The 21231-nt window shown below is 68.9% G+C and carries 18 protein-coding genes; 10 read left to right on the forward strand and 8 right to left on the reverse strand.

Features of this window, described 5'->3' with window-relative positions:
• Entirely contained in the window at window positions 1-621 is a 621-nt protein-coding gene (locus tag Acor_RS10535) for a class I SAM-dependent methyltransferase (protein ID WP_155336419.1), read from the reverse strand.
• A gap of 66 nt (window positions 622-687) precedes the next feature.
• Here Acor_RS10535 and Acor_RS10540 point away from each other — a divergent pair, with 66 nt between their 5' ends.
• From Acor_RS10540 to Acor_RS10550, 3 genes are read left to right on the forward strand one after another with little or no spacing between them, the layout of a single operon-like run.
• A complete protein-coding gene (locus tag Acor_RS10540; protein ID WP_155336385.1) occupies window positions 688-1140 on the forward strand; it encodes a pyridoxamine 5'-phosphate oxidase family protein in 453 nt (150 codons plus the stop codon).
• A gap of 10 nt (window positions 1141-1150) precedes the next feature.
• Window positions 1151-1345, forward strand: a complete 195-nt coding sequence (locus tag Acor_RS10545) for a ferredoxin (RefSeq protein WP_155336386.1) — start codon at window positions 1151-1153, stop codon at window positions 1343-1345.
• A gap of 18 nt (window positions 1346-1363) precedes the next feature.
• The gene (locus tag Acor_RS10550) at window positions 1364-2449 is read left to right on the forward strand and encodes a Zn-dependent alcohol dehydrogenase (protein WP_155336387.1); all 1086 of its coding nucleotides are present in this window, start codon (window positions 1364-1366) and stop codon (window positions 2447-2449) included.
• An 88-nt stretch (window positions 2450-2537) separates the two neighbouring features.
• On the opposite strand, the gene Acor_RS10555 is transcribed toward Acor_RS10550, so the two are convergent.
• From Acor_RS10555 to Acor_RS10575, 5 genes are all read right to left on the reverse strand, one after another.
• A complete protein-coding gene (locus tag Acor_RS10555; protein ID WP_155336388.1) occupies window positions 2538-3542 on the reverse strand; it encodes a sugar phosphate isomerase/epimerase family protein in 1005 nt (334 codons plus the stop codon).
• A 145-nt stretch (window positions 3543-3687) separates the two neighbouring features.
• On the reverse strand, window positions 3688-4854 hold the full coding sequence (locus Acor_RS10560) for a Gfo/Idh/MocA family protein (protein ID WP_246238554.1): 1167 nt from the start codon (window positions 4852-4854) through the stop codon (window positions 3688-3690).
• Window positions 4851-5915, reverse strand: a complete 1065-nt coding sequence (locus Acor_RS10565; protein WP_155336389.1) for a substrate-binding domain-containing protein — start codon at window positions 5913-5915, stop codon at window positions 4851-4853. The genes Acor_RS10560 and Acor_RS10565 overlap by 4 nt, the downstream gene beginning before the upstream one ends.
• A 92-nt stretch (window positions 5916-6007) precedes the next feature.
• Window positions 6008-7060 (reverse strand): ABC transporter permease, encoded by a 1053-nt coding sequence (locus Acor_RS10570; protein ID WP_155336390.1) that lies wholly within the window; start codon window positions 7058-7060, stop codon window positions 6008-6010.
• Between the two features lie 33 nt (window positions 7061-7093).
• Window positions 7094-8626, reverse strand: a complete 1533-nt coding sequence (locus Acor_RS10575; protein ID WP_155336391.1) for a sugar ABC transporter ATP-binding protein — start codon at window positions 8624-8626, stop codon at window positions 7094-7096.
• A gap of 116 nt (window positions 8627-8742) precedes the next feature.
• Between Acor_RS10575 and Acor_RS10580 the strand changes: the two genes are divergently transcribed.
• A complete protein-coding gene (locus Acor_RS10580; RefSeq protein WP_155336421.1) occupies window positions 8743-9912 on the forward strand; it encodes an ROK family protein in 1170 nt (389 codons plus the stop codon).
• Between the two features lie 167 nt (window positions 9913-10079).
• Window positions 10080-14054, forward strand: a complete 3975-nt coding sequence (locus Acor_RS10585; RefSeq protein ID WP_281353198.1) for a ThuA domain-containing protein — start codon at window positions 10080-10082, stop codon at window positions 14052-14054.
• 66 nt (window positions 14055-14120) lie between these two features.
• Here the strand turns inward: Acor_RS10585 and Acor_RS10590 are convergent, their stop codons facing one another.
• The gene (locus Acor_RS10590; RefSeq protein WP_155336392.1) at window positions 14121-14975 is read right to left on the reverse strand and encodes a GntR family transcriptional regulator; all 855 of its coding nucleotides are present in this window, start codon (window positions 14973-14975) and stop codon (window positions 14121-14123) included.
• A gap of 259 nt (window positions 14976-15234) precedes the next feature.
• Between Acor_RS10590 and Acor_RS10595 the strand changes: the two genes are divergently transcribed.
• The 4 genes from Acor_RS10595 to Acor_RS10610 all read left to right on the forward strand — a co-directional run bounded on the left by Acor_RS10595 (window position 15235) and on the right by Acor_RS10610 (window position 19042).
• On the forward strand, window positions 15235-15462 hold the full coding sequence (locus tag Acor_RS10595; protein WP_155336393.1) for a hypothetical protein: 228 nt from the start codon (window positions 15235-15237) through the stop codon (window positions 15460-15462).
• Window positions 15463-15484: 22 nt separating this feature from the next.
• Window positions 15485-16063, forward strand: coding sequence for an HD domain-containing protein (locus Acor_RS10600; RefSeq protein WP_155336394.1), 579 nt, complete (start codon window positions 15485-15487; stop codon window positions 16061-16063).
• Between the two features lie 283 nt (window positions 16064-16346).
• A complete protein-coding gene (fxlM, locus tag Acor_RS10605) occupies window positions 16347-17585 on the forward strand; it encodes a methyltransferase, FxLD system (RefSeq protein WP_155336395.1) in 1239 nt (412 codons plus the stop codon).
• 326 nt (window positions 17586-17911) lie between these two features.
• Window positions 17912-19042, forward strand: coding sequence for a Fic family protein (locus Acor_RS10610; RefSeq protein ID WP_155336396.1), 1131 nt, complete (start codon window positions 17912-17914; stop codon window positions 19040-19042).
• On the opposite strand, the gene Acor_RS10615 is transcribed toward Acor_RS10610, so the two are convergent.
• Window positions 19039-19935: an SDR family oxidoreductase gene (locus tag Acor_RS10615; protein WP_155336397.1), complete on the reverse strand. Its 897-nt coding sequence runs from the start codon at window positions 19933-19935 to the stop codon at window positions 19039-19041. The genes Acor_RS10610 and Acor_RS10615 overlap by 4 nt on opposite strands.
• Window positions 19936-20141: 206 nt before the next feature.
• Between Acor_RS10615 and Acor_RS10620 the strand changes: the two genes are divergently transcribed.
• A complete protein-coding gene (locus Acor_RS10620; protein ID WP_155336398.1) occupies window positions 20142-21191 on the forward strand; it encodes an NAD(P)H-dependent amine dehydrogenase family protein in 1050 nt (349 codons plus the stop codon).
• Window positions 21192-21231 lie beyond the last annotated feature (40 nt).

Raw genomic sequence — 21231 nt, forward strand, 5'->3', positions numbered from 1 at the left:
TCAGCGGATCCGTTCTAGTGTGCGCAGCGATCCTTCGACGCCCACCTCGGCGAACTCTCCGGAGGCGAGTGCGCGCTGGTAGACGTGGAAGGGGGCCTGGCCGCCGTCCTTGGGGTTCGGATAGATGTCGTGAAATATCAACGCACCGCCGACGATGACGTGCGGGGCCCAGCCCTCGTAGTCGTGGGTCACCGGGTCCTCGGAATGGCCGCCGTCGATGAAGAGCAGGGCCAGCGGGGTGTTCCAGTACCGGGCGACGGTCACGGACGCGCCCACGATGGCCACCACCTCGTCCTCAAGCCCGGCGGAGGCGATGGCGGCCCGGAAGAAGGGCAGCGAGTCCATCTTGCCGAAGCGGGGATCCACCAGGGTGGGGTCGTGATGGGCCCAGCCGGGCTGGATCTCCTCCGAGCCCCGGTGGTGGTCCACCGTGAAGAGCACTGAGCCGCCCAGCCGGGCCGCCGCGCCCAGGTAGATGGCGGACTTGCCGCAGTAGGTGCCGATCTCGCAGAGCGGGCCGAGTGCGGCGTACTTACAGGCGATGTCGAACAGGGCCCGGCCTTCGGCGGCGGGCATGAAGCCTTTGGCGCGTTCGGCCGCGAAGCGGAGTTCGGGGGGCATTGCGGTCATCGAGGAAGGCTACCCGACCTCTTGTCCGGCGTTCTGGAACGTGTTCTACTTTGCTGCGTGAATCAGCGTGCTCGGATCGCGATGGACGAGGAGGAGGTGGCGGCGCTGCTGCGGGACTCCCGCAAACTCCAGCTCGCCACGATCAACCCGGACGGGACTCCGCACCTCGTCACCATGTTCTACGGCCTGTCCGGCGGACGGCTGACCTTCTGGACCTACCACAAGGCCCAGAAGACCAAGAACATCGCCCGCGACTCCCGGGTCACCTGCCTGGTCGAGACCGGCGACGACTATTTCGAACTCAGAGGCGCCCTCGTGTACGGCAAGGCGGAACTGATCGACAACCCCCAGGACATCCTGGCCGTCGGCATGGACGTCACCCGCCGCATGACGGGTCTCGCGGACGTGGAGCAGCTCAGGGAATACGTCGAGCACACCGGCCGCAAACGGCTGGCATTCGTCGTCGAACCAACCCGCGTAGTCTCCTGGGATCACCGCAAACTGGCTTGAGGGAGACGTGATGAAAGTAATCGTGGACTACGACGTGTGCGAGGCGAACGCGGTCTGCGCCGGCCTCGCCCCGGAGGTCTTCGACGTGGACGACGACGACAATCTGCACGTCCTGCTGCCCAACCCGCCCGCCGAGGTGCAGGACCGGGTCCGGCACGCGGTGCGCTCCTGCCCGAAGGCAGCCCTCTCCCTCGAAGAGGATTAACCCACCCCAGGAGGTTCCATGCGCGGCGCAATGCTGCACGCGATCGGTGACGACAAGCTCGACATCCGCGACGATCTCACGCTGGCGCCGGTCGGCCCCACCGATGTGCGGATCCGGATCCGGGCCACCGGGGTCTGCCACTCCGACCTGTCGGCGATGTCCGGGGTCCTGCCGATGCCGGTGCCGCTCATCCCGGGCCACGAGGGCGCGGGCGAGGTGCTGGAGGTCGGCGACCACGTCACCACCGTGCAGCCCGGCGACCACGTCATCATCAGCTGGACGCCCGCCTGCGGCAGCTGCGCGAGCTGTGTGCGGAACCAGCCGTTCCTGTGCCTGACGTACGTGATCCGCGGCTACTCGCACGCCGGCTTCCGGTTCGACGGCGACAAGTCCGCGTTCGGGATGGCCGGCTGCGGCACCTGGGCTGAGGAGGTCGTGCTGCCCTGGCAGGCCGCGATCAAGGTCGACCCCGACGTCCCGTTCGAGGCGGCCGCGCTGATCGGCTGCGGCATCACCACCGGCGTCGGCGCGGTGCTCAACACCGCGAAGGTCAGGCCCGGCTCGACGGTGGCCGTGGTCGGCTGCGGCGGCGTCGGCCTGTCGGTGATCCAGGGCGCCCGCGTCTCCGGCGCGACCACGATCCTGGCCATCGACCCGCTGGCGTCCAAGCACGAGCTGGCCAGGAAGGTCGGCGCCACCCACGCCTGCACCCCCGACCAGCTGATGGAGACGCTGGGCGCCGTCACCGGCGGCCAGGGCTTCGACTACGGCTTCGAGGTGGTCGGCAAGTCCCAGGCCATCATGACGGCCTGGCAGGCCACCAGGCGCGGCGGCGACGTCATCGTGGTCGGCGCGGGCGCGATGGACGACACCGTCCCGTTCAACGCCTTCAGCCTGCTCTTCGAGGGCAAGAACCTGCTCAGCTCGCTGTACGGCGGCGCCGACGTGCGGCGCGACTTCCCGTACTTCGCGAATCTCTACAAGGAGGGCAAGCTCGACCTGGACAGCATGATCAGCTCCAGGATCCGGCTGGCCGACCTCAACGACGCGGTCGCCAACCTCAAGGGCGGCGAGGTCCTGCGTCAGATCGTCGTCATCGACTGAGTCGACTGAATCGGCTTGCTGGTGAGATACGGCCTGCGCCCCTGACCTGAGACGCAGGCCGTACCCGTCTATGGGATCACAAAAGTGGTCACTCCGACGAGAAGGCGGCGTCGAAAGACGCCGTCGGCGGGGTGATCCGGTTGAGCCGGGTGATGTAGCCGAGCGCCTCGGGGGCGCCGTCCAGCCGGTCCATGCCCGCGTCCTCCCACTCGATCGAGATCGGTCCTTCGTAGCCGATCGCGTTGAGCGCGCGGAAGCAGTCCTCCCACGGCACGTCGCCGTGCCCGGTCGAGACGAAGTCCCAGCCGCGGCGCAGGTCCGCCCAGGGCAGGTGCGAGCCGAGCCGCCCGCGGCGGCCGTCCCGCGAGCGGACCTTGGCGTCCTTGCAGTCGACGTGGTAGATCCGGTCGGCGAAGTCCAGGATGAAGTTCGCCGGGTCCAGCTCCTGCCAGACCATGTGCGAGGGGTCCCAGTTGAGGCCGAACGACGCGCGGTGACCGATGGCCTCCAGCGTCTTCACGGTCGTGTAGTAGTCGTAGGCGATCTCGCTCGGGTGCACCTCGTGCGCGAACCGCACGCCCTCGGCCTCGAAGACGTCCAGGATCGGGTTCCACCGGTCGGCGAAGTCCTGGTAGCCCGCCTCGATCATCGCCGCCGAGGCCGGCGGGAACATCGCGAGGGTGTGCCAGATCGACGAGCCGGTGAACCCGACCACGGTGTTGACGCCCAGCTTGGCCGCCGCGCGGGCGGTGTTCTTGATCTCCTCGGCGGCGTTGCGGCGCACCGTCTCGGCGTCGTCCGACCACAGGCGGCCGGGCAGGATGCCCTTGTGCCGCTCGTCGATCGGGCTGTCGCAGACGGCCTGGCCGACGAGGTGGTTGGAGATCGTCCAGACCTTGAGGTTGTGCTTGTCCAGGGTCTCCAGCTTGCGGGTGACGTAGTCGGGCTCGGCGAGCGCCCGGTCCACCTCGAAGTGGTCGCCCCAGCAGGCGATCTCCAGGCCGTCATACCCCCACTCGGCGGCCAGCCGGCACACCTCTTCGAAGGGCAGGTCGGCCCACTGGCCGGTGAACAGAGTGATCGGTCGCGTCATCCCACTTCTCCTCTTCCGTGAAAGGTTGAGCCTGCCGCCCGGTCGGGTCGGGTGGCACCCGCCCGGTTCCGCGCTTCGGCGCGGCGTGGAACCGGGCGCCCTGACCAGGACGCGTTCCGGGCGGCAGGCTGGCGGACCCCCGAGCTCATATGGCGGTCCATCTACTCTCTTCTGCGGCGCTGCGCTCGACCGCCGCGAGCACGCGCTGCACTTGCAGGCCATCCTCGAACGACGGGGCGGGGTCGTACCCGCCCGCGATCGCCTCCAGGAAGTCCTTGATCTCGTTGGTGAAGGTGTTCTCGTAGCCGAGGCCGTGGCCGGGCGGCCAGTAGGCCCCCGCGTAGGGATGCCCGCCCTCGGTCACCAGGACACGCCGGAAGCCGCTCTCCTCGGCCGTGAGCGCGTGGTCGTGGAACCACAGCTCGTTCATCGCCTCGAAGTCGAACGCGATACTGCCGAGCGAACCGTTGACCTCGATCCGCAGCGCGTTCTTGCGGCCGGTGGCGAACCGGGTGGCCTCGAACGAGGCCAGCGCCCCGCCCGCGAAGCGGCCGGTGAACAGCGCGGCGTCGTCGACCGTGACCTGACCGGTGGCCGCCGCGCTGCCCGCCGCGGAGAGCCCGGCCGAGTCGTCGGCCAGCGGGCGCTCGGTGATGAACGTCTCCGTGATGGCCGAGACGCCGGTCAGCAGGTCGCCCAGGATGAACTGGGCGGTGTCCACGATGTGCGCGCCGATGTCACCCAGCGCGCCGGACCCGGCCTTGTCCTTCTGCAGCCGCCAGACCAGCGGGAACTCCGGATCGACGATCCAGTCCTGCAGGTACTGGGCCCGGACGTGCCGGATCTGGCCGAGCCGGCCTTCGGCCACCAGCTGGCGGGCCAGCGCGATGGCCGGCACCCGGCGGTAGTTGAACGCGACCATGCTGCGCACACCCCTGGCCGCCGCGGCGCGGGCCGCGGCGGCCATCGCCTCGGCCTCCTCGACCGTGTTGGCCAGGGGCTTCTCACAGAGCACGTGCTTACCGGCCTCCAGCGCGGCGATGGCGATCTCGGCGTGCGAGTCGCCCGGCGTGCAGATGTCGACCAGCTGCACGTCGTCGCGCTTGACCAGCTCCTTCCAATCCGTCTCGACGGCGGCCCAGCCGAGTGACTCGGCCGCGCCGGCTGTCCGGTCGGCCGACCGGCCGGACAGCACCGCCATCGACGGCGAGAGGGGCAGGTCGAAGAATGCTCCGACACTGCGCCAGGCCTGGGAGTGCACGCGTCCCATGAACGCGTACCCCACCATGCCGACCCCGATTGGCTGCTTCACGACTCGAAGCCCAGCGGCAGGTACTGGTCCACGTTCTCCTTGGTGATGGTCTCGGAGGCCAGTGTGATGGACTGCGGGACCTGGTTCTCCAGCAGGTCGCTCATACCCTTGCCCTGCGCGATGAGGCGAGCCAGCTTGATCGCCGAGGAGGCCATCGTGGGGCTGTAGGTGACCGTCGCCTCAAGGACGCTGGCGCCGGCCTGGATGTCCCGCATGGCGTTGGCGGAACCGGCGCCGCCGACCATGAAGAACTCGCTGCGGTTGGCTTCCTTGATGGCGGCCAGCACGCCGATGCCCTGGTCGTCGTCGTGGTTCCAGATGGCGTCGATCTTGGCGTGCGCCTGCAGCAGGTTGCTCGCCACCTCGGTGCCGGACTCCACCGTGAACTGCGCGTCCTGCTTGGCGGTCACGCTGAAGCCGTAGGACTTGAGCGCGTCCTCGAAGCCCTTGCTGCGGTCCTGGGTCAGCGGCAGGGTGGCGATGCCCTGGATCTCCAGGATGACCGGGTTGGTGGTGCCGGCGGTCTTGAGCTTGTTGCCGATGTAGTGGCCGGCCGCGACGCCCATGCCGTAGTTGTCGCCACCGATCCAGGTACGGTACGACAGCTTGTCCGGGAAGATGCGGTCCAGGTTGACGACCGGGATGCCGGCGTCGGTGGCCTGGCGGGCCACCTGGTTGAGCTGCTGGCCGTCGTTCGGCAGCATGACGATGACGTTGACCTTCTGCTGGATCAGCGACTCGACCGCGGAGATCTGCACGTTGATGTCGTTGGTCGGCTCGACCGGCTTGAACTCGACGTCGCTGTACTGCTTGGCCGCGGCCTCGGCGTTCTTGGCGATGGCGGCGATCCAGCCGTGGTCGGCGGCGGGGGCAGAGAAGCCGATGACGACCTTGGTGCCGGGGGCGTCGTTGCCGCCGGTGGCGGCGGGGACCGGCGCGGCGGGAGCGGTGGCGCTCGGGGCCGCGGCCGGCTCGTTGCTGGTGCACGCCGCCGCCAGAGCGCCGACGCCGATGACCGCTCCGCCGACGAGGAATCCGCGGCGACCCGGGTTCTGGGCCATGGTGTTCTCCCTTTGTGTTTTTGTCAGGCAGTAAGGAATCAGGGCCAGGGGTGGATCCCAGGGCCCGTTGAAGGCGATGGAGGATGCGATAGCTAGGTAGCTGTTTGCAGACTGCGTCGCTGCAGGAGCACGGCGACGACGATGATCAGGCCCTTGGCGATGAGCTGGTCACTGGTGTTGAGCCCGTTCAGGATGAACAGGTTGGTGATCACGGTGAAGATCAGCAGGCCGAGGATGGAGCCGATGATCGTGCCGCGCCCGCCGGTGAGGAGCGTGCCGCCGATGATGACGGCGGCGATGGCGTCCAGCTCGTACAGGTCGCCGTGGGTCGAGGAGCCGGTGGTGGTGCGGGCCATGATGATCACCGCGGCGATGCCGCAGCACAGGCCGGACAGGCCGTACAGCAGCATGGTGTGGCGGCGGACGTTGATGCCGGCCAGCCGGGCCGCCTCCGGGTTGCCGCCGACCGCGTACGTCCGGCGGCCGAAGGTGGTGCGGTTGAGGATCAGCCAGCCGAGGGCCACGATCACGGCGAAGATGTAGACCAGCAGCGGCAGGCCGAGCACCCGGGTGGTGGACAGCTCGACCAGCGCGCCGTTGTCCTGGCTGACCAGCTGGGTCCGCCGCTCGGACATGCGCTGGGCCAGGCCGCGCGCGGCCACCAGCATGGCCAGGGTGGCGATGAAGGGCACCATCCGGCCGTACGAGATCAGGAAGCCGTTCAGGAGGCCGGCCCCGGTGCCGACGACGATGGCGCAGATCGCCATCACCACAGGCCCGTACGCCTGGGTGGCCAGGGTGGTCGCCCAGACCGAGGCCAGCGCCATGATCGCGCCCACCGACAGGTCGATGCCGCCGCCGATGATGACGAAGGTCATGCCGACCGTGATGACGCCGATGGTGGCGGCCAGGGCCAGCAGGCTGACCATGTTGGACGTGGTGGCGAAGGTCTCGGGGGCGGTGATCAGGCCGACGATGGCGAGCAGCGCCAGCGCGACCACCAGGCCGAGATGGCGGGCTCCCGTGATTCTGCCCAGGGCCAGCCGTCCGGCCCCCGGTCCTGAGGGCGCGACGGCGGCCGCCTCCACCCGCGCCTGTTCATCGGCCTCCGGCGCGGAGACTTTCTGCGGATTCACCTCGGTCATCAGACGAACTCCTGAGGTCGGATGTAAGCGATATCAGCCATGGGACGGGGTGGCGTCCATGACGAGGTCGAGGACGTGGTGCTCGTCGAGCTCGGTGGCGGGGGCCTCGTGCACGATCCGGCCCTCCCTGACGACCAGCACGCGGTCGGCCAGGCCGAGCACCTCTGGCACTTCGCTGGAGACCAGCAGGACCCCGACGCCTTCGTCGGCCAGCCTTCTGACCAGCGCGTAGAGCTCGGCGCGGGCGCCCACGTCGACGCCTCTGGTGGGCTCGTCCAGCAGCAGCAGCTTGCGGCCCTCGACCAGCCAGCGGCCGAGCACCGCCTTCTGCTGGTTGCCGCCTGAGAGCGTTTTGATCGGGCGGTTCGGGTCGGGCGGCCGGATGTCCAGCGCCTTGACCAGGCGTTCGGCCTCGGCGTTCTCCAGCTTCCTGTTGAGCCAGCCGAACCGCGAGTAGCGGCCCAGGCTGGCCAGGGTGATGTTGCGCGCCACGCTCTGGTCCAGGAGCAGGCCCTGAGCTTTGCGCTCTTCCGGGGCCAGGCCCATGCCGATGCGGACCGAGTGGGAGGTGTCGCCGAGTTTGACGGGCCGGCCGTTGAGGGTGACCTTGCCGGTGGCCCGGCGGGCGCCGTACACGGCTTCCATGATTTCCGAGCGGCCGGAGCCGACCAGACCGGCCAGGCCGACGATCTCCCCCGCCCGTACGGTGAACGAGACGCCGGACACCACGCCGGGGACGGTCAGGTCCTCCACCTTGAGCACCTCGTCGCCGAAGCCGCCGGTCGGGCGGGGCGGGAAGACGTACTCGACGTTGCGGCCGGTCATCAGGGAGACGACGGTGGCGGTCGGCGTGGTACGGGCGGGCAGGCCGACCGCCACGGTTCTGCCGTCCTTCAGCACGGTGACCCGGTCGCCGATCTCCCGGATCTCCTCCAGCCGGTGCGAGATGTAGACCACCGCGACACCCTGGCTGGTCAGTTCCCGGATGATCCGGAACAGGTTGGTCACCTCGTCGTGCGCCAGCGCCGCCGACGGTTCGTCCATGACGATCAGGCGTGCCTCGTGGGAGAGGGCGCGCGCCATGCTGACGACCTGCTTGCCGGCGGGCGACAGGCGGCCCACTTCGGTGCTGGGACGGATCTCGCCATGGCCGAGCCTGGCGAGAAGTTTGCGGGTGGCGGCGAACATCTCGCCGCGCCTGGTGAAGCCGAACGTGGCCTGCTCGTGGCCGAGGAAGATGTTCTCCGCCACGCTGAGGCCGTCGACCAGGTCGAGCTCCTGGTAGATGGTGGCGATGCCCTGCCGCATGGCGGCGGTGGGGTTGGCCAGCTTGACCGCCTCGCCGCCGAGGAGCACCTCGCCGGTGTCCGGCTGGTGGGCGCCGGCCAGCACCTTGATCAGGGTCGACTTGCCCGCCCCGTTCTGGCCGAGGAGGCAGTGCACCTCGCCGGCGCGGACGTCGAGGTCGACGCCGTCCAGGGCGCGCACTCCGGGGAACTGCTTGACGATCCCGCGCATCTGTAGCAGCGAGGAGCTATCCGACTGTTCCCGGCTTATGTCTTCCATATTTCCGGATGCTAGAGAGGACTTATGCTGACGGTCAAGCAAAAGTCGATGGCATGATGTCATAATGAGATCTGGAATCATCGACTAGGCGAAAGGAGGCGAGGTTGACACAGGGGATGCTGAGCGAGCCGACCGGTTCTGTCACCGGCGCGGGAGCACTGCTCTCGATCCTTCGGGACGGCCAGGCCCGGACCCGGGCCGAGCTCGTGCAGCTGACAGGGCTGGCCAGATCCACGGTCTCGCAGCGCCTGGACGCGCTGCTGACGCACCAGTGGATCGTGCCCGCGACCGACTCGATCTCCTCCGGGGGGCGGCCCGCGACCGCCTTCGCCTTCAATCAGGGGGCTCGGGTGGTGGCCGCGGCGGATCTTGGTGCCACCCATGCCCGGGTCGCGGTCACCGATCTCGCTTCCACAGTACTCGTCGAGAAGACCGCTGACCTCCCGATAGACCGCGGCCCTGAGGCGACGCTGGGCTGGCTGGTGGACACCCTGAAGGAGCTGCTGGCCGAGACCGGCGGGCAGCTGTGCGGGGTCGGCGTCGGCTTACCCGGCCCGGTAGAGCACTCGTCGGGCCGGCCGGTCAATCCGCCGATAATGCCCGGCTGGGATGGCTTCCCGGTCCCGGAGTGGCTGGGCTCGCGCCTCGGCGCGCCCGTTCTGGTAGACAACGATGTCAACATCATGGCCCTGGGCGAACACTGGGCGGCCCGGCCCGAGGTCGAGCATCTGGTCTTCGTGAAAATCGGCACCGGCATCGGCTGCGGGATCATCTCGGAGCGCCGGCTGCACCGGGGCGCGCAGGGAGCCGCGGGTGACATCGGTCACATCCGGGTCACCTCCGCCGCCGAAGTGATCTGCCGCTGCGGCAACACCGGCTGCCTGGAAGCGGTGGCGGGCGGCGCGTCCGTCGCCTCGCAGCTGCGCAACGCCGGGATCCCCGCCGAGAACAGCCGGGACGTGGTGGGCCTGGTGCGCGCCGGGAACACCCAGGCCGTGCAGTACATCCGGCAGGCCGGGCGGGAGATCGGCGACGTGCTGGCCTCCATCGTGAACTTCTTCAACCCGTCAGTGATAGTGATCGGCGGCGACATCGCGGAGGCGGGCGAGCACGTGCTGGCCGGGGTCCGCGAGGTCATCTACAGCCGGTCGCTGCCGCTGGCCACCCAGCACCTCAGCATCCGGGCGACCGAGCTGGGCGACCGGGCGGGCGTGATCGGAGCGGCGGTGATGGTCATCGAGGCCGTGCTGGCGCCGGAGGCGGTAGACCTCACGGTCAGCGTCTGAGAGCGCTCTCTAGCCCTGGATAACAGGCACTTGACGCAACGGCAACATCCTAGCAACAATGTCGGCGAACGCCTCCATTCTGGGCACCGTGGCACGTTGGCCAGAGTAAGAGAGCGCTCCCTCATTGGTCGCGTTCGGCGCACGCGTCCCGTTCCGAAAGGATCGTCGTGCGCCCATTGCCCCGCCTGTTATCCCGGATACTCCTGAGCGCCCTGCTCGTGTTGACCGGGATCACCGTGGCGAGCCCCCCGGCCTTCGCCGCACCCGACTTCACCGTCCTGGTCTTCTCCAAGACCGCCGGCTTCCGGCACAGCTCCATCGGCCCCGGCATCACCGCGATCCAGCAGCTGGGCACGGCCAACAACTTCGCGGTCGAGGCCACCGAGGACGCCGCCCAGTTCACTGAGGCCAACCTGGCCAGGTTCAAGGCCGTCATCTGGCTGTCCACCACCGGCGACGTGCTCAACGCGGCCCAGCAGACCGCCTTCGAGCGCTACATCGAAGCCGGCGGCGGCTACGTCGGCGTGCACGCCGCCTCCGACACCGAATACGACTGGCCCTGGTACGGCGGCCTGGTCGGCGCCTACTTCGCCTCCCACCCCGCCCCCCAGCAGGCGACCGTGAAGGTCGCCGACCGGGTGCACCCGTCCACCGCGCACCTGCCGCACCGCTGGAGCCGGTTCGACGAGTGGTACAACTACCAGGCCAACCCGCGCGGCAAGGTGCACGTGCTGGCCACCCTGGACGAGACCAGCTACACCGGCGGCGGCAACGGCATCGACCACCCGATCGCCTGGTGCCAGAACTACGACGGCGGGCGCTCCTGGTACACCGGCGGCGGCCACACCGACGAGTCCTACACCGAGACCAACTTCCGGCAGCACCTGCTCGGCGGCATCAGGACCGCCGCGGGCTTCGTCACCGGCGAGTGCGGCGGCACCGTCAACTCCAACTTCCAGCAGGTCGCGCTGGCCAAGGGCGTCGACGAGGTCGGCGAGCCGATGAGCCTGACCGTGCTCCCCGACGGCGGCGTCTTCCACACCGCGCGCAACGGCACGGTCCGCTACACCGACAACGCGGGCAACACCAAGGTGGCCGGCGCCCTCGCCGTCTACAGCCACGACGAGGAGGGCCTGCAGGGCATCGCGGCCGACCCCGGCTACGCCACCAACCGGTGGATCTACCTGTTCTACGCGCCGCCGCTGACCACGCCGGGCGGTGACGCGCCCAGCACCGGGACCGCCGCCTCCTTCGCGCCGTTCAACGGGGTCAACCGCCTGTCCCGGTTCACCGTACGGGCCGACAACACGATCGACCCCGCCTCCGAGCGGACCGTGCTCGACGTGCCCACCAGCCGCGGCATGTGCTGCCACGTCGGCGGCGACATCGACTTCGACTCGGCGGGCAACCTCTACCTGTCCACCGGCGACGACACCAACCCGTTCGACTCGGCCGGCTACGCCCCGATCGACGAGCGCGCCGACCGCAACCCGGCCTACGACGCGCAGCGCACCTCCGCCAACAGCAACGACCTGCGCGGCAAGGTGCTGCGGATCAAGCCGACCGCGACCGGCACCCCCGCCTACACCATCCCGCCGGGCAACATGTTCGCGCCCGGGACGGCGCGGACCCGCCCCGAGGTCTACGCGATGGGCTTCCGCAACCCGTTCCGGATGAGCGTCGACAAGGGCACCGGCATCGTCTACCTGGGCGACTACGGCCCCGACTCCGGCACCACCGACCCGAACCGCGGCCCGGCCGGGCAGGTCGAGTTCGCCCGGATCACCCAGCCGGGGTTCTACGGCTGGCCGTACTGTTCGAGCTTCAACGACGCCTACAACGAGTACACCTTCCCGTCCGGCCCGTCCGGCGCGAAGTACAACTGCGCGGGCGGCCCGGCCAACAACTCGCCCAACAACTCCGGCATCCCGACGCTGCCGCCGTCGCAGCGCGGCTGGATCCCCTACACCGGCTCCACCCCGCCCGAGCTGGGCGGCGGCGGCCTGTCCCCGATGGGCGGCCCGGTCTACCGGTACGACCCCGCGTCGACCTCGCCGATCGCCTTCCCGCGCTACTTCGACGGCACCTTCTTCGCCGGCGAGTTCGGCCGCCGGTGGATCAAGAACGTGACCATCGACAGCGCCGGCGCCCCGCTCACGATCACCCCGTTCCCGTGGACGGGCACCCAGATCATGGACATGGAGTTCGGCAAGAACGGCGCGCTCTACGTCCTGGACTACGGCACCGGCTGGTTCAACGGCGACGCCAACTCCGGCCTCTACCGGATCGAGTACGCCCGCAACGGCCAGGCCCCCGCGCCGGTCGTGACCGCCAACCGGACCTCCGGGCTCGCGCCGCTCGCGGTGACGTTCTCCTCGGCCGGCACGGTGGACCCCGACGGCGACCCGATGACGTTCGCGTGGGACTTCGACGGCAACGGCTCCACCGATTCGACGGCGGCCAGCCCGTCGTTCACGTACAACACCAACGGCACCTACAGCGCCACGCTGACCGCGCGGGACACCACCGGCAAGACCGGCACCGCCAGCGTGGTCATCACGGTCGGCAACACCGCGCCGACGGTGACCATCCAGGCGCCGCTGGACGGGCGGGTGTTCTCCTTCGGGGACACCATCCCGTTCCAGGTGACCGTGACCGACCCGCAGGACGGCACGATCAACTGCGCCCGGGTGAAGGTCAGCTACATCCTCGGCCACGACTCGCACGGGCACCCGATCACCAGCGCCAACGGCTGCACCGGCACCCTGCAGACCACCGCCGACGGCGAGCACGACACGGCCGCCAACATCTTCGGCGTGATCGACGCCGAATACACCGACAACGGCGGCGGCGGCCAGGCCGCGCTCACCACCCACACCCAGGCCATCATCCAGCCCAAGATCCGCCAGGCCGAGCACTTCGGCGCCATGAGCGGCGTCCAGATCAGCGCGCCGGCCAGCGCGAACGGCGGCCGGGCGGTCGGGTTCATCGAGAACAACGACTGGATCTCGTTCAAGCCGTACAACCTGACCGGGGTGACCTCGTTCACCGCCCGGGTCGGCGCGCCGACCGCGGGCAACACCCTGGAACTGCGGGTCGGCTCACCGACCGGCCAGCTGGTCGGCTCGGCCACGGTCCCGGCCACCGGCGGGTACGCGGTCTTCCAGAACGTGACCGGCACGATCACCCCGCCGGCGGGCACCCAGGAACTGTTCCTGGTCTTCAAGGGCACCGGCAGCGGCCTGTACGACATCGACGAGTTCACCCTCAACACCGGCCCCGTCGTGTCGCCCTCGCCGTCACCGTCGCCTTCACCCTCCCCGTCGCCGTCGCCGTCGCCCTCTCCCCCGGTCGGCGCCAACCTGGCGCTCAACAAGCCGGTGACGGTCACCAGCACCGAGGCCGCCTACGTCGGCGCCAACGCGGTGGACGGTGTCGCCACCACCCGCTGGGCCAGCGCCTTCGCCGACCCCCAGTCGATCACCGTCGACCTGGGCCAGACCTACAACATCAACCGGGTCCGGCTGAACTGGGAAGCCGCCTACGGCTCCGCCTACCAGATCCAGACCTCCACCGACGGCGCCGCCTTCACCACCCTCAAGACGGTCACCGGCGAGAACGGCGGCATCGACGACCACACCGGCCTGACCGGAACGGCGAGATACGTCCGCATCCTCGGCACCACCCGCGCCACCGCGTGGGGCTACTCCCTCTGGGAGTTCGAGGTGTACGGCTCCGGCGGCCAGCCCGCCCCGACCAACGTGGCCCTGAACAAGCCGGCCGTGGCCTCCAGCGTGGAGAACGCCACCTTCCCCGCCTCGAACGCGGTGGACGCCTCGGCCACCACCCGCTGGGCCAGCGCCTTCGCCGACCCCCAGTGGATCCAGGTCGACCTGGGCCAGACCTACACCGTCAGCAGGGTGCGCCTGTCCTGGGAGGCGGCCTACGGGTCGGCCTACCAGATCCAGACCTCCCCCAACGGCACAACCTGGACGACCATCAAGTCGGTCACCGGTGAGAACGGCGGCATCGACGACCACACCGGCCTGTCGGCCTCGACCAGATATGTCCGCATCAACGGCACCACCAGAGCCACGGCCTGGGGTTACTCGCTCTTCGCCTTCGAGGTCTACGGCACCTAACCGATGACAGAGGAGCCCCGGCCACCACGGCCGGGGCTCCTCTGCTCCGGGCAGCGAGGAGGGAGTTCACGTGTGGGGTACCGGCCAGTGCTTGGGCGGCGCGGCCACGGGACGCCGGTACGGTACTGCGATCACCCAGCCGAGGGACTTCAGCAAGGCCACCGCTTGGCGGATGGTGTGGTCGCAGACGCCGTGCCGGGCTTTCAGATCGTCGCGTACCGGGATCGGGTGGTGGACCGGGATCACCCCGGCGTAGATCTGCCCAGCCAGGTCGGCGGCGATCCGCTGATAGAGCGGGCGGAGATGCCCGGCACTCGCGGGGCCGGTGAAGCTGGCGCGGCCGGGCACCGTATGAATCAGGCCCTGGTCGGTCAGTTCCCGTAGTGCCCTGCCGGCGGTGGCGTCGGAGATCGCGAACTCCCGCCGGAGCGCGGCCGTACTGGCGAACCGCTCACCGGCGGGGAACTCCCCCGTGGCGATCCGTCCGGCCATGACGTCGGCGACCTGCTTGAACACACAGGTGCTGACGTCCCGTTCGATGACGGCGGGGCCGGTGAGAGCGCCGCCAGGGGTGAGTGCGGTGATGGTGTCCGTGTCGGCGTGCGGTTTCGTCAGCAGCACATCCGCGCTGGGGATGGGGCGCTGGCCGCCCGGCCCGGCGACTAACCAGGTGAGCGCGTCCGGATCGTCGTCACGCGGCGGCACGGGTGTGGCATCGGGCACGCCGACGACGTAGCCCAGGCCCGGCACCCGTCGGATGAACCTCCGATCGGCCAGCTCACGCTGGATACGACGGGCGGCCGAACCGGGAATGTCATAGGTGTCCCGCAATTTTCGGGTACTGGCGATCCGGGCCCCTGCGGCGAGCTCACCGTCGGCGATCTGCCCGGCCAGATCCTCGACGATCTCTCGGCAGCGCATTCTCAGGACGGCCCAGCTCGGCCGCCCATCCACTGGGAGGCGGTCTGGGTATCACCAGCTGTCATGATCGCTCCGACCCGTGCACGATGGACAGAAACGATCGGCCGGAACGGCGAGGCAGCGACGGGACCGCGGAGCGCGCCGCATCGAACAGGGCGAAGAGCTCGTCGAAGGTCACCGGTCCCCATCCGCGATGGCGCGAAAGCGCTCTCACGTGCTCACAGGAAGAGTCGCCTAACACTGGGACGGCAAGAAGCTGATGCGTCACCTTCTCAGTCGACTCGACAGCGAACTGGGATTCGTCGAACTGAACGTTCACACCCTTTGGGCGCTGGTACATGTGAGACCGGACCTGTTACGTGAAAGAAAGATCAGAGATGAGCTGAAGATGCGCATCGGTCGGTTGCTGGATGAGAGTCCGGTGAGCGCGCGAACCCGGCGCGAGCTGGAGGCGCTCAGGTACGGCGTCGCGATCGCGACACCGTGATGACCACGGCGACGGGATGGGCATGAGCGACCAGGCGCGAAAGATCACCGCTTTCCTCTACGAGATCGGGCTGCTCAAGAGGTTCAAGCGGACCGGCTGGTCCACGGTCGGGGTTCCCTTGCCCGAGTCTGTCGCCGATCACTCCTACCGTGTTTCCGTCATGGCATCTGTGCTCGCCGCCATGGAGGGCGCCGACTGCCAGCGGGCCGGCTTCCTCGCGCTGTGGCATGACTCCCAGGAGACCCGCACCACCGACATCCCGCATCTCACCAAGCGGTATGTGACCGCCGTCGGCAACGCGGCCGTCACCGCCGATCAGGTCGCTCCCCTTCCCCCGGCCGTGGCCGAGATGATCAAATCGGCCGTCGCCGAGTTCGAGGGCGGCGAGACCCTTGAAGCCCGGTGCGCTCGCGATGCCGACAAGCTCGAATGCCTCTTCCAAGCACGTGAATACCAAGACCAAGGGCACGCGAACGTACAGGACTGGATCGCAAGCTCACTCGCCGGGCTGACCACGGCCTCCGCCAAGCAGATCGCTGAGGAGGCTCTGGCTCAGAACACACTTGACTGGCTGCTCGCCGCCAAGCGCCAACCCCGTTGATCCGGGGTTCCACGTCGGGTTTCACGGACTCGAAGACCTGATGAGACCAAGGCTCGGGGCACCACGGCCAGGTATCCCTCCCGAGGAGAAAGCGCTTTACCCTCGCACGGGCTTCGCGACGTTGTCGCGCTTTCGAATGGACGGGCTCACAACCCACCGAGGTGCCTGAGCATCTCCCCGACTTCTTGAGTCTCGGGATGGTCAGGGCCGAAAAGGAGCAGGAGATCGTCGCGTGCGGCGCGCAAGCGCCACCGCCCAGGTCCGGGAACAATACGCTGGCGGCATGGGTATCGACACGGCTTCGACCATCCCACCCGCCGCTTCCTCCGAGGCCCTGCGCAAGGCGATGGTCGACACGCTGCGGAGCTGGGGTGGGGTGCGCACGGCGGCGGTGGAGGCCGCGATGCGGGCGGTTCCCCGGCACCTGTTCGTGCCCGAGGCATCTCTGGAACGGGCGTACGGGCCGGAGTCGGTGGTCACATTCCGGGATGAGGACGGGGTCGCGATCAGCTCGGCGTCCGGTCCCGGGGTGGTCGCGGCGATGCTGGAGCAGCTGGATGTGCGGCCCGGCGACCGGGTGCTGGAGATCGGTGCGGGCACCGGGTACAACGCGGCCTGCCTGGCTGAACTCGCCGGCCCGTCCGGGTCAGTGACCACGATCGACATCGGCCCGGAGATCGTGGAAGAAGCCCGGCGCGGCCTGGCGGCGGCGGGCTACGACCGGGTCCTGGTCCGCCACGGCGACGGCGCGGACGGCCACGCTGCAAACGCACCGTATGACCGGATTATCGTGACGGCAGGCGCGTGGGATGCGCCGCCCTCCTGGCGGGAGCAGCTGGCGCCAGGCGGCCGACTGGTCGTGCCGTTGCGGATCCGGGGCGTGACCCGGGCGGTGGCGCTGGAGCTCGACGGCCAGGTCTGGCGGAGCGTGTCGATCGAGGAATGCGGGTTCATGCCGATGCGGGGGCCCGGCGCCGTCGAGGAACTCAACCTCGAACTCCCCCCGAACAGGGGGGTGCGGATCCGCGTTGATGACGGTCGGCCGGTCGACGTGGACGCGCTCGCCTCAGCCCTCGATGCCTCGCCGGTCCTGGCCTGGTCGGGGGTGGTGGTGCCGTGGAAGCCGCTGGTGCACCTGGATTTCTGGCTTGCCGGGGCCTCCGCTGAGGTCTGCCGGATCATCGTGCTGTCCCGTGTGAGGGAGGCGGGTCTGGTCAACCCGATCTACTCCTGGGGGAGCATGGGCTGCTACACCTCCGACACGTTCGCCTACCTGATCCGCCGTCCCGCCCCCAGCGAAGACGGCCAGGAGATGGTCGAACTCGGGGCGTGCGCCTACGGGCCCGACGGTCAACGACTCGCCGCCGAGGTCACCGGCCGGGTCCGTGCCTGGGGCTGTTCCCGTGACATGCTGGCCGGTCTGCGCATCGAAGTTCACCCAGCGGGAAGCCCCAACCTTCCGGCCATGATCACAGCGGACAGGCGGCACAGCAGGGTCTTCGTCATCATTGGCCCCGCCTGACGCTGGAGCGGCGCTCTCCACGTTTCGTCAAGGGCCCGGACATGCAACGCCGTGCATGGCTGGGCCGCTCGCCCTGCTATCTGCCGCCGTGTCAGCCGGGTTGGACAGTCGACGGACACACCACAGCGGTCCGCACCGCCGCGACCTGGCTCCTCGCCCAGCAGGCACCCTGCACCACCAGTTGGCCTCCCTACATCACCGGCACCGAACTCGACGACCGGTAACCCACACCGAATCCCACGTTGTGGTGGCCCACCCCACTGGTACCGGGAACGAAACGACAGTAGAGCGTTGACGTAATGACTACGTCAAAATATCATTGATTCATGCTGTTCTCCACACCTGTCCTCACGCATGATGACGAGCGCGTTGTGGCCGGAATCGAGGCCATGCGGCACGAGCTGCGTCACCAGTTGAGGAGCACGCCGACCAGGTGGACGGAGGGCCTGCGAAAGTTCCTCACCGCCGACGCGGTCGCGGCCTCGAACTCCATCGAAGGTTTCCAGGTGTCCACCGTGGACGCGGAGGACCTGATGACCGGGGAGCGGGACGTGGAGGTCTCGGAGGTCAATCGCGAGGAGACCCTCGCCTACCAGCGGATGATGACCTATATCCAGACGCTCCAAGACGCGACGGATTTCCGGTACGACAAGGGGCTGCTCAACGGACTGCACTGGATGCTGCAGGGACACCACCACAGTGGCCGCAGGCCTGCCGGGCAGTGGCGTAAGGGCCCTGTCTACGTCACGGATCCACGGGATCGCAGCATCGCCGCGTACACGGGCCCGGATGCGGCGGAAGTGCCGGGCCTGATGGCGGAACTGGTCGACTGGCTGAACACCGACGACGGATCCCACCCGCTGATCCGGGCCGCGATGGCCCATCTGCACCTGGTCTCCGTCCGTCCTTGGGCGGATGGGAACGGACGGATGTCCCGTTCTCTGCAGACGCTGATGATCGCGCGTGAGGGCATGCTGGCTCCGGAGTTCTCCTCCATCGAAGCCTGGCTCGGACGTCCGGGGAACACCTGGGAGTACTACCGCGAACTCGGCCTGCGCGGCTCGCACTACCTACCCGACCAGAACGTGTCCGGCTGGATCCGGTTCAATCTGATCGCGTACCACCAGCAGGCCCAGACGGTTCAGGGACGGTTCGACCGGTCCCGGGCTATCTGGGGAATCCTGTCCGAGTTCGCCGAGAGCACCGCCGCCGACCAGCGGATCGTCTCCGCGCTCCACGACGTCGCGATGTTTGGCCGGGTTCGGCGTTCCCGGTATGAGAACGCCGAAGGGCTCAGTCTTCAGCAGGCTCAGCGAGATCTGCGTGAGCTGGTGGCGGCCGGGGTGCTCACCCCGGTCGGGCGCACCCGTGCCCGCGCCTATCTCGCCGGGCCGCGATTTCCCGAGCGTGCCCTGGAGGTCGCTCGGACGCCGATGACGCTGACTCAGCCGTACTAGAGCATTGCCTTCATCGAGGCGCTGGCCTGCTGGCCGAGGGTGGTCGGCTGGAGGTAGGGCTGTTCGGTCATGATGGTGGGCCAGTTGTCGCGGATGGACTCCATGGTGAGGTCGTCCGTGCGCCAGCCGGGGCCTTCCGCCACGAACACCCGGGCGACGCGGCCGCCGCCGACGCTGAAGACCTCGCCGGTGCTCTCGCAGGATTCGTGGGCGAGGAAGGCGACCAGCGGGCTGATCGCCTCGACGGTGAACTTGGCTTCGAACTCGGCCGGCAGCAGGGCCTCGGTCATCCGGGTCCAGGCGATGGGGGCGATGGCGTTGGCCTTGATGTTGGCGCGGGCGCCTTCGATGCCGATGGTCTTGGTGAGGCCGACCAGGCCCATTTTGGCGGTCGAGTAGTTGGCCTGGCCGAAGTTGCCGAACAGTCCCGCGGGTGAGGAGGTGTTGACGATCCGGCCGTACGCCTGCTCCTTCATGTGCGGGAACGCGGCCCGGCTGACCAGGTAGGAGCCGCGGACGTGGACGGCGAGGACGGAGTCGAACTCCTCGACCGACATCTTGCCGAAGGACTTGTCGCGCAGGATGCCGGCGTTGTTGACGACCACGTCGACCCGCCCGAAGGCGTCGATCGCGGCCTGGACGATCGCGTCCGCGCCTTCGGGGGTGGCCACGTTGTCGGCGTTGGCGACGGCCGAGCCGCCGTTCTTGGTGATGAGTTCGACCACCTCGGCCGCGGGGCCGGCCGAGGCGCCCGAGCCGTCCAGGGCGCCGCCCAGGTCGTTGACGACGACCGCTGCCCCGCGCTCGGCCAGGAGCAGCGCGTGCGCCCGCCCGAGTCCGTGCCCGGCACCGGTGACGACCGCGACCTTCCCGTCGAACCTGAGATCGGACATGGGCCCACCCTTCAGAAGAGAACAACATTCTAGTCAGGGTGCACTTTATCAAGGGCTGTGGGCCCTACAAATGGGTCGTTGCGGATAGTGATCGGACGAGTAAATTCCTGCTATAGTTTCGGCTTCGCCCGGGCGTGGGGTCACCGGCGACACCCCTCCCAAGCATGGCCTCCGCCCTGACTTCCCCCTTTGCCTGGAGGCTCTGCATGCCCCGTCTGCGCGTGGTCCAATGGGCCACCGGAGCAGTAGGCGGCTACGCCCTGCGAAGCGTCATCACCCGCCCGGAGTTCGAACTCGCGGGCGTTCTCGTTTACGACCCCGACAAGGTCGGCCTGGACGCGGGCGCCCTGGTGGGCCTGGACCCGGTCGGCGTCGAATGCACCGATGACGTGGACCGCGTCCTGTCCCTGGACGCCGACTGCGTCCTGCACATGCCCCTCCCCGCCTCCTACTTCGGCGGCGACCACGCCACCGACGTCGAGACGATCTGCGCGCTCCTCGCGTCCGGCAAGAACGTGATCACCACGACCGGCTTCGTCTATCCCGCGGCGTACGGCCCCGGCGTGGTCGAACGCCTCGAAGCCGCCTGCGCGGAAGGCGGTGCCACCCTGCACGGCACCGGCATCAACCCCGGCTTCATCAGCGACCTCCTCCCGCTGACCCTGACCGGCCTCTCCAGCCGCCTCGACCACATCTACGTCCGCGAATCCTCCGACTACCGCGGCCACCCGTCCCGCCAGATCGTCACCGACTTGATCGGCTTCACCCGCTCCGCCAAGGACTACGCCGCCGCCGTCCGCCCGTTCCGCGCCTTCCAGCGCGCCCTGTTCGCGGAAAGCGTCCAGCTCGTCACGACCGCCTTGAATGTACGGCTGGACGAGATCGAGGAGAGCGACGAGTTCGAACTGGCCACCGAGGAGTTCGAGATCGCCGCAGGCACCGTCCTCCCCGACACCGTCTGCGCCTCCCGCTGGACCTTCTCCGGCCTCATCCGCGGCCGCCCCTTCATGACCGTCGAATGCGTCTACAAAGCCGACGCCACCAAGGTCCGCCGCTGGGCCGACCCCGGCTTCGCCATCCACATCGAGGGCCGCCCGACGATCGCCCTCACCATCGACGAGGTCAGCCACGGCTTGGCGGGCGCGGCCGCACACGCGGTCAACTCGATCGCCTCGGTCTGCGCGGCGTCCCCTGGCATCCGGACAATCCTCGACCTCCCTCTCACAATCGGCAGAGGTACGGCCCGCCTGGCCTGACCAACCTTGGGCACGGGTGATTGCGGTGGAACTCCCACCC

This window comes from Acrocarpospora corrugata (genome assembly GCF_009687845.1).
Taxonomy (GTDB): Bacteria; Actinomycetota; Actinomycetes; order Streptosporangiales; family Streptosporangiaceae; genus Acrocarpospora; species Acrocarpospora corrugata.

What these genes read in the sequence shown, in the direction of transcription:
- Acor_RS10615 (WP_155336397.1), bottom strand. Translation starts at nt 19,935, where the DNA reads ATGTCCGATCTCAGGTTCGACGGGAAGGTCGCGGTCGTCACCGGTGCC.
- Acor_RS10610 (WP_155336396.1), top strand. Translation starts at nt 17,912, where the DNA reads ATGCTGTTCTCCACACCTGTCCTCACGCATGATGACGAGCGCGTTGTG.
- Acor_RS10595 (WP_155336393.1), top strand. Translation starts at nt 15,235, where the DNA reads ATGCGTCACCTTCTCAGTCGACTCGACAGCGAACTGGGATTCGTCGAA.
- Acor_RS10600 (WP_155336394.1), top strand. Translation starts at nt 15,485, where the DNA reads ATGAGCGACCAGGCGCGAAAGATCACCGCTTTCCTCTACGAGATCGGG.
- Acor_RS10580 (WP_155336421.1), top strand. Translation starts at nt 8,743, where the DNA reads ATGCTGAGCGAGCCGACCGGTTCTGTCACCGGCGCGGGAGCACTGCTC.
- Acor_RS10535 (WP_155336419.1), bottom strand. Translation starts at nt 621, where the DNA reads ATGCCCCCCGAACTCCGCTTCGCGGCCGAACGCGCCAAAGGCTTCATG.
- Acor_RS10570 (WP_155336390.1), bottom strand. Translation starts at nt 7,060, where the DNA reads ATGACCGAGGTGAATCCGCAGAAAGTCTCCGCGCCGGAGGCCGATGAA.
- Acor_RS10565 (WP_155336389.1), bottom strand. Translation starts at nt 5,915, where the DNA reads ATGGCCCAGAACCCGGGTCGCCGCGGATTCCTCGTCGGCGGAGCGGTC.
- Acor_RS10555 (WP_155336388.1), bottom strand. Translation starts at nt 3,542, where the DNA reads ATGACGCGACCGATCACTCTGTTCACCGGCCAGTGGGCCGACCTGCCC.
- fxlM (WP_155336395.1), top strand. Translation starts at nt 16,347, where the DNA reads ATGGGTATCGACACGGCTTCGACCATCCCACCCGCCGCTTCCTCCGAG.
- Acor_RS10620 (WP_155336398.1), top strand. Translation starts at nt 20,142, where the DNA reads ATGCCCCGTCTGCGCGTGGTCCAATGGGCCACCGGAGCAGTAGGCGGC.
- Acor_RS10590 (WP_155336392.1), bottom strand. Translation starts at nt 14,975, where the DNA reads ATGCGCTGCCGAGAGATCGTCGAGGATCTGGCCGGGCAGATCGCCGAC.
- Acor_RS10545 (WP_155336386.1), top strand. Translation starts at nt 1,151, where the DNA reads ATGAAAGTAATCGTGGACTACGACGTGTGCGAGGCGAACGCGGTCTGC.
- Acor_RS10575 (WP_155336391.1), bottom strand. Translation starts at nt 8,626, where the DNA reads ATGGAAGACATAAGCCGGGAACAGTCGGATAGCTCCTCGCTGCTACAG.
- Acor_RS10550 (WP_155336387.1), top strand. Translation starts at nt 1,364, where the DNA reads ATGCGCGGCGCAATGCTGCACGCGATCGGTGACGACAAGCTCGACATC.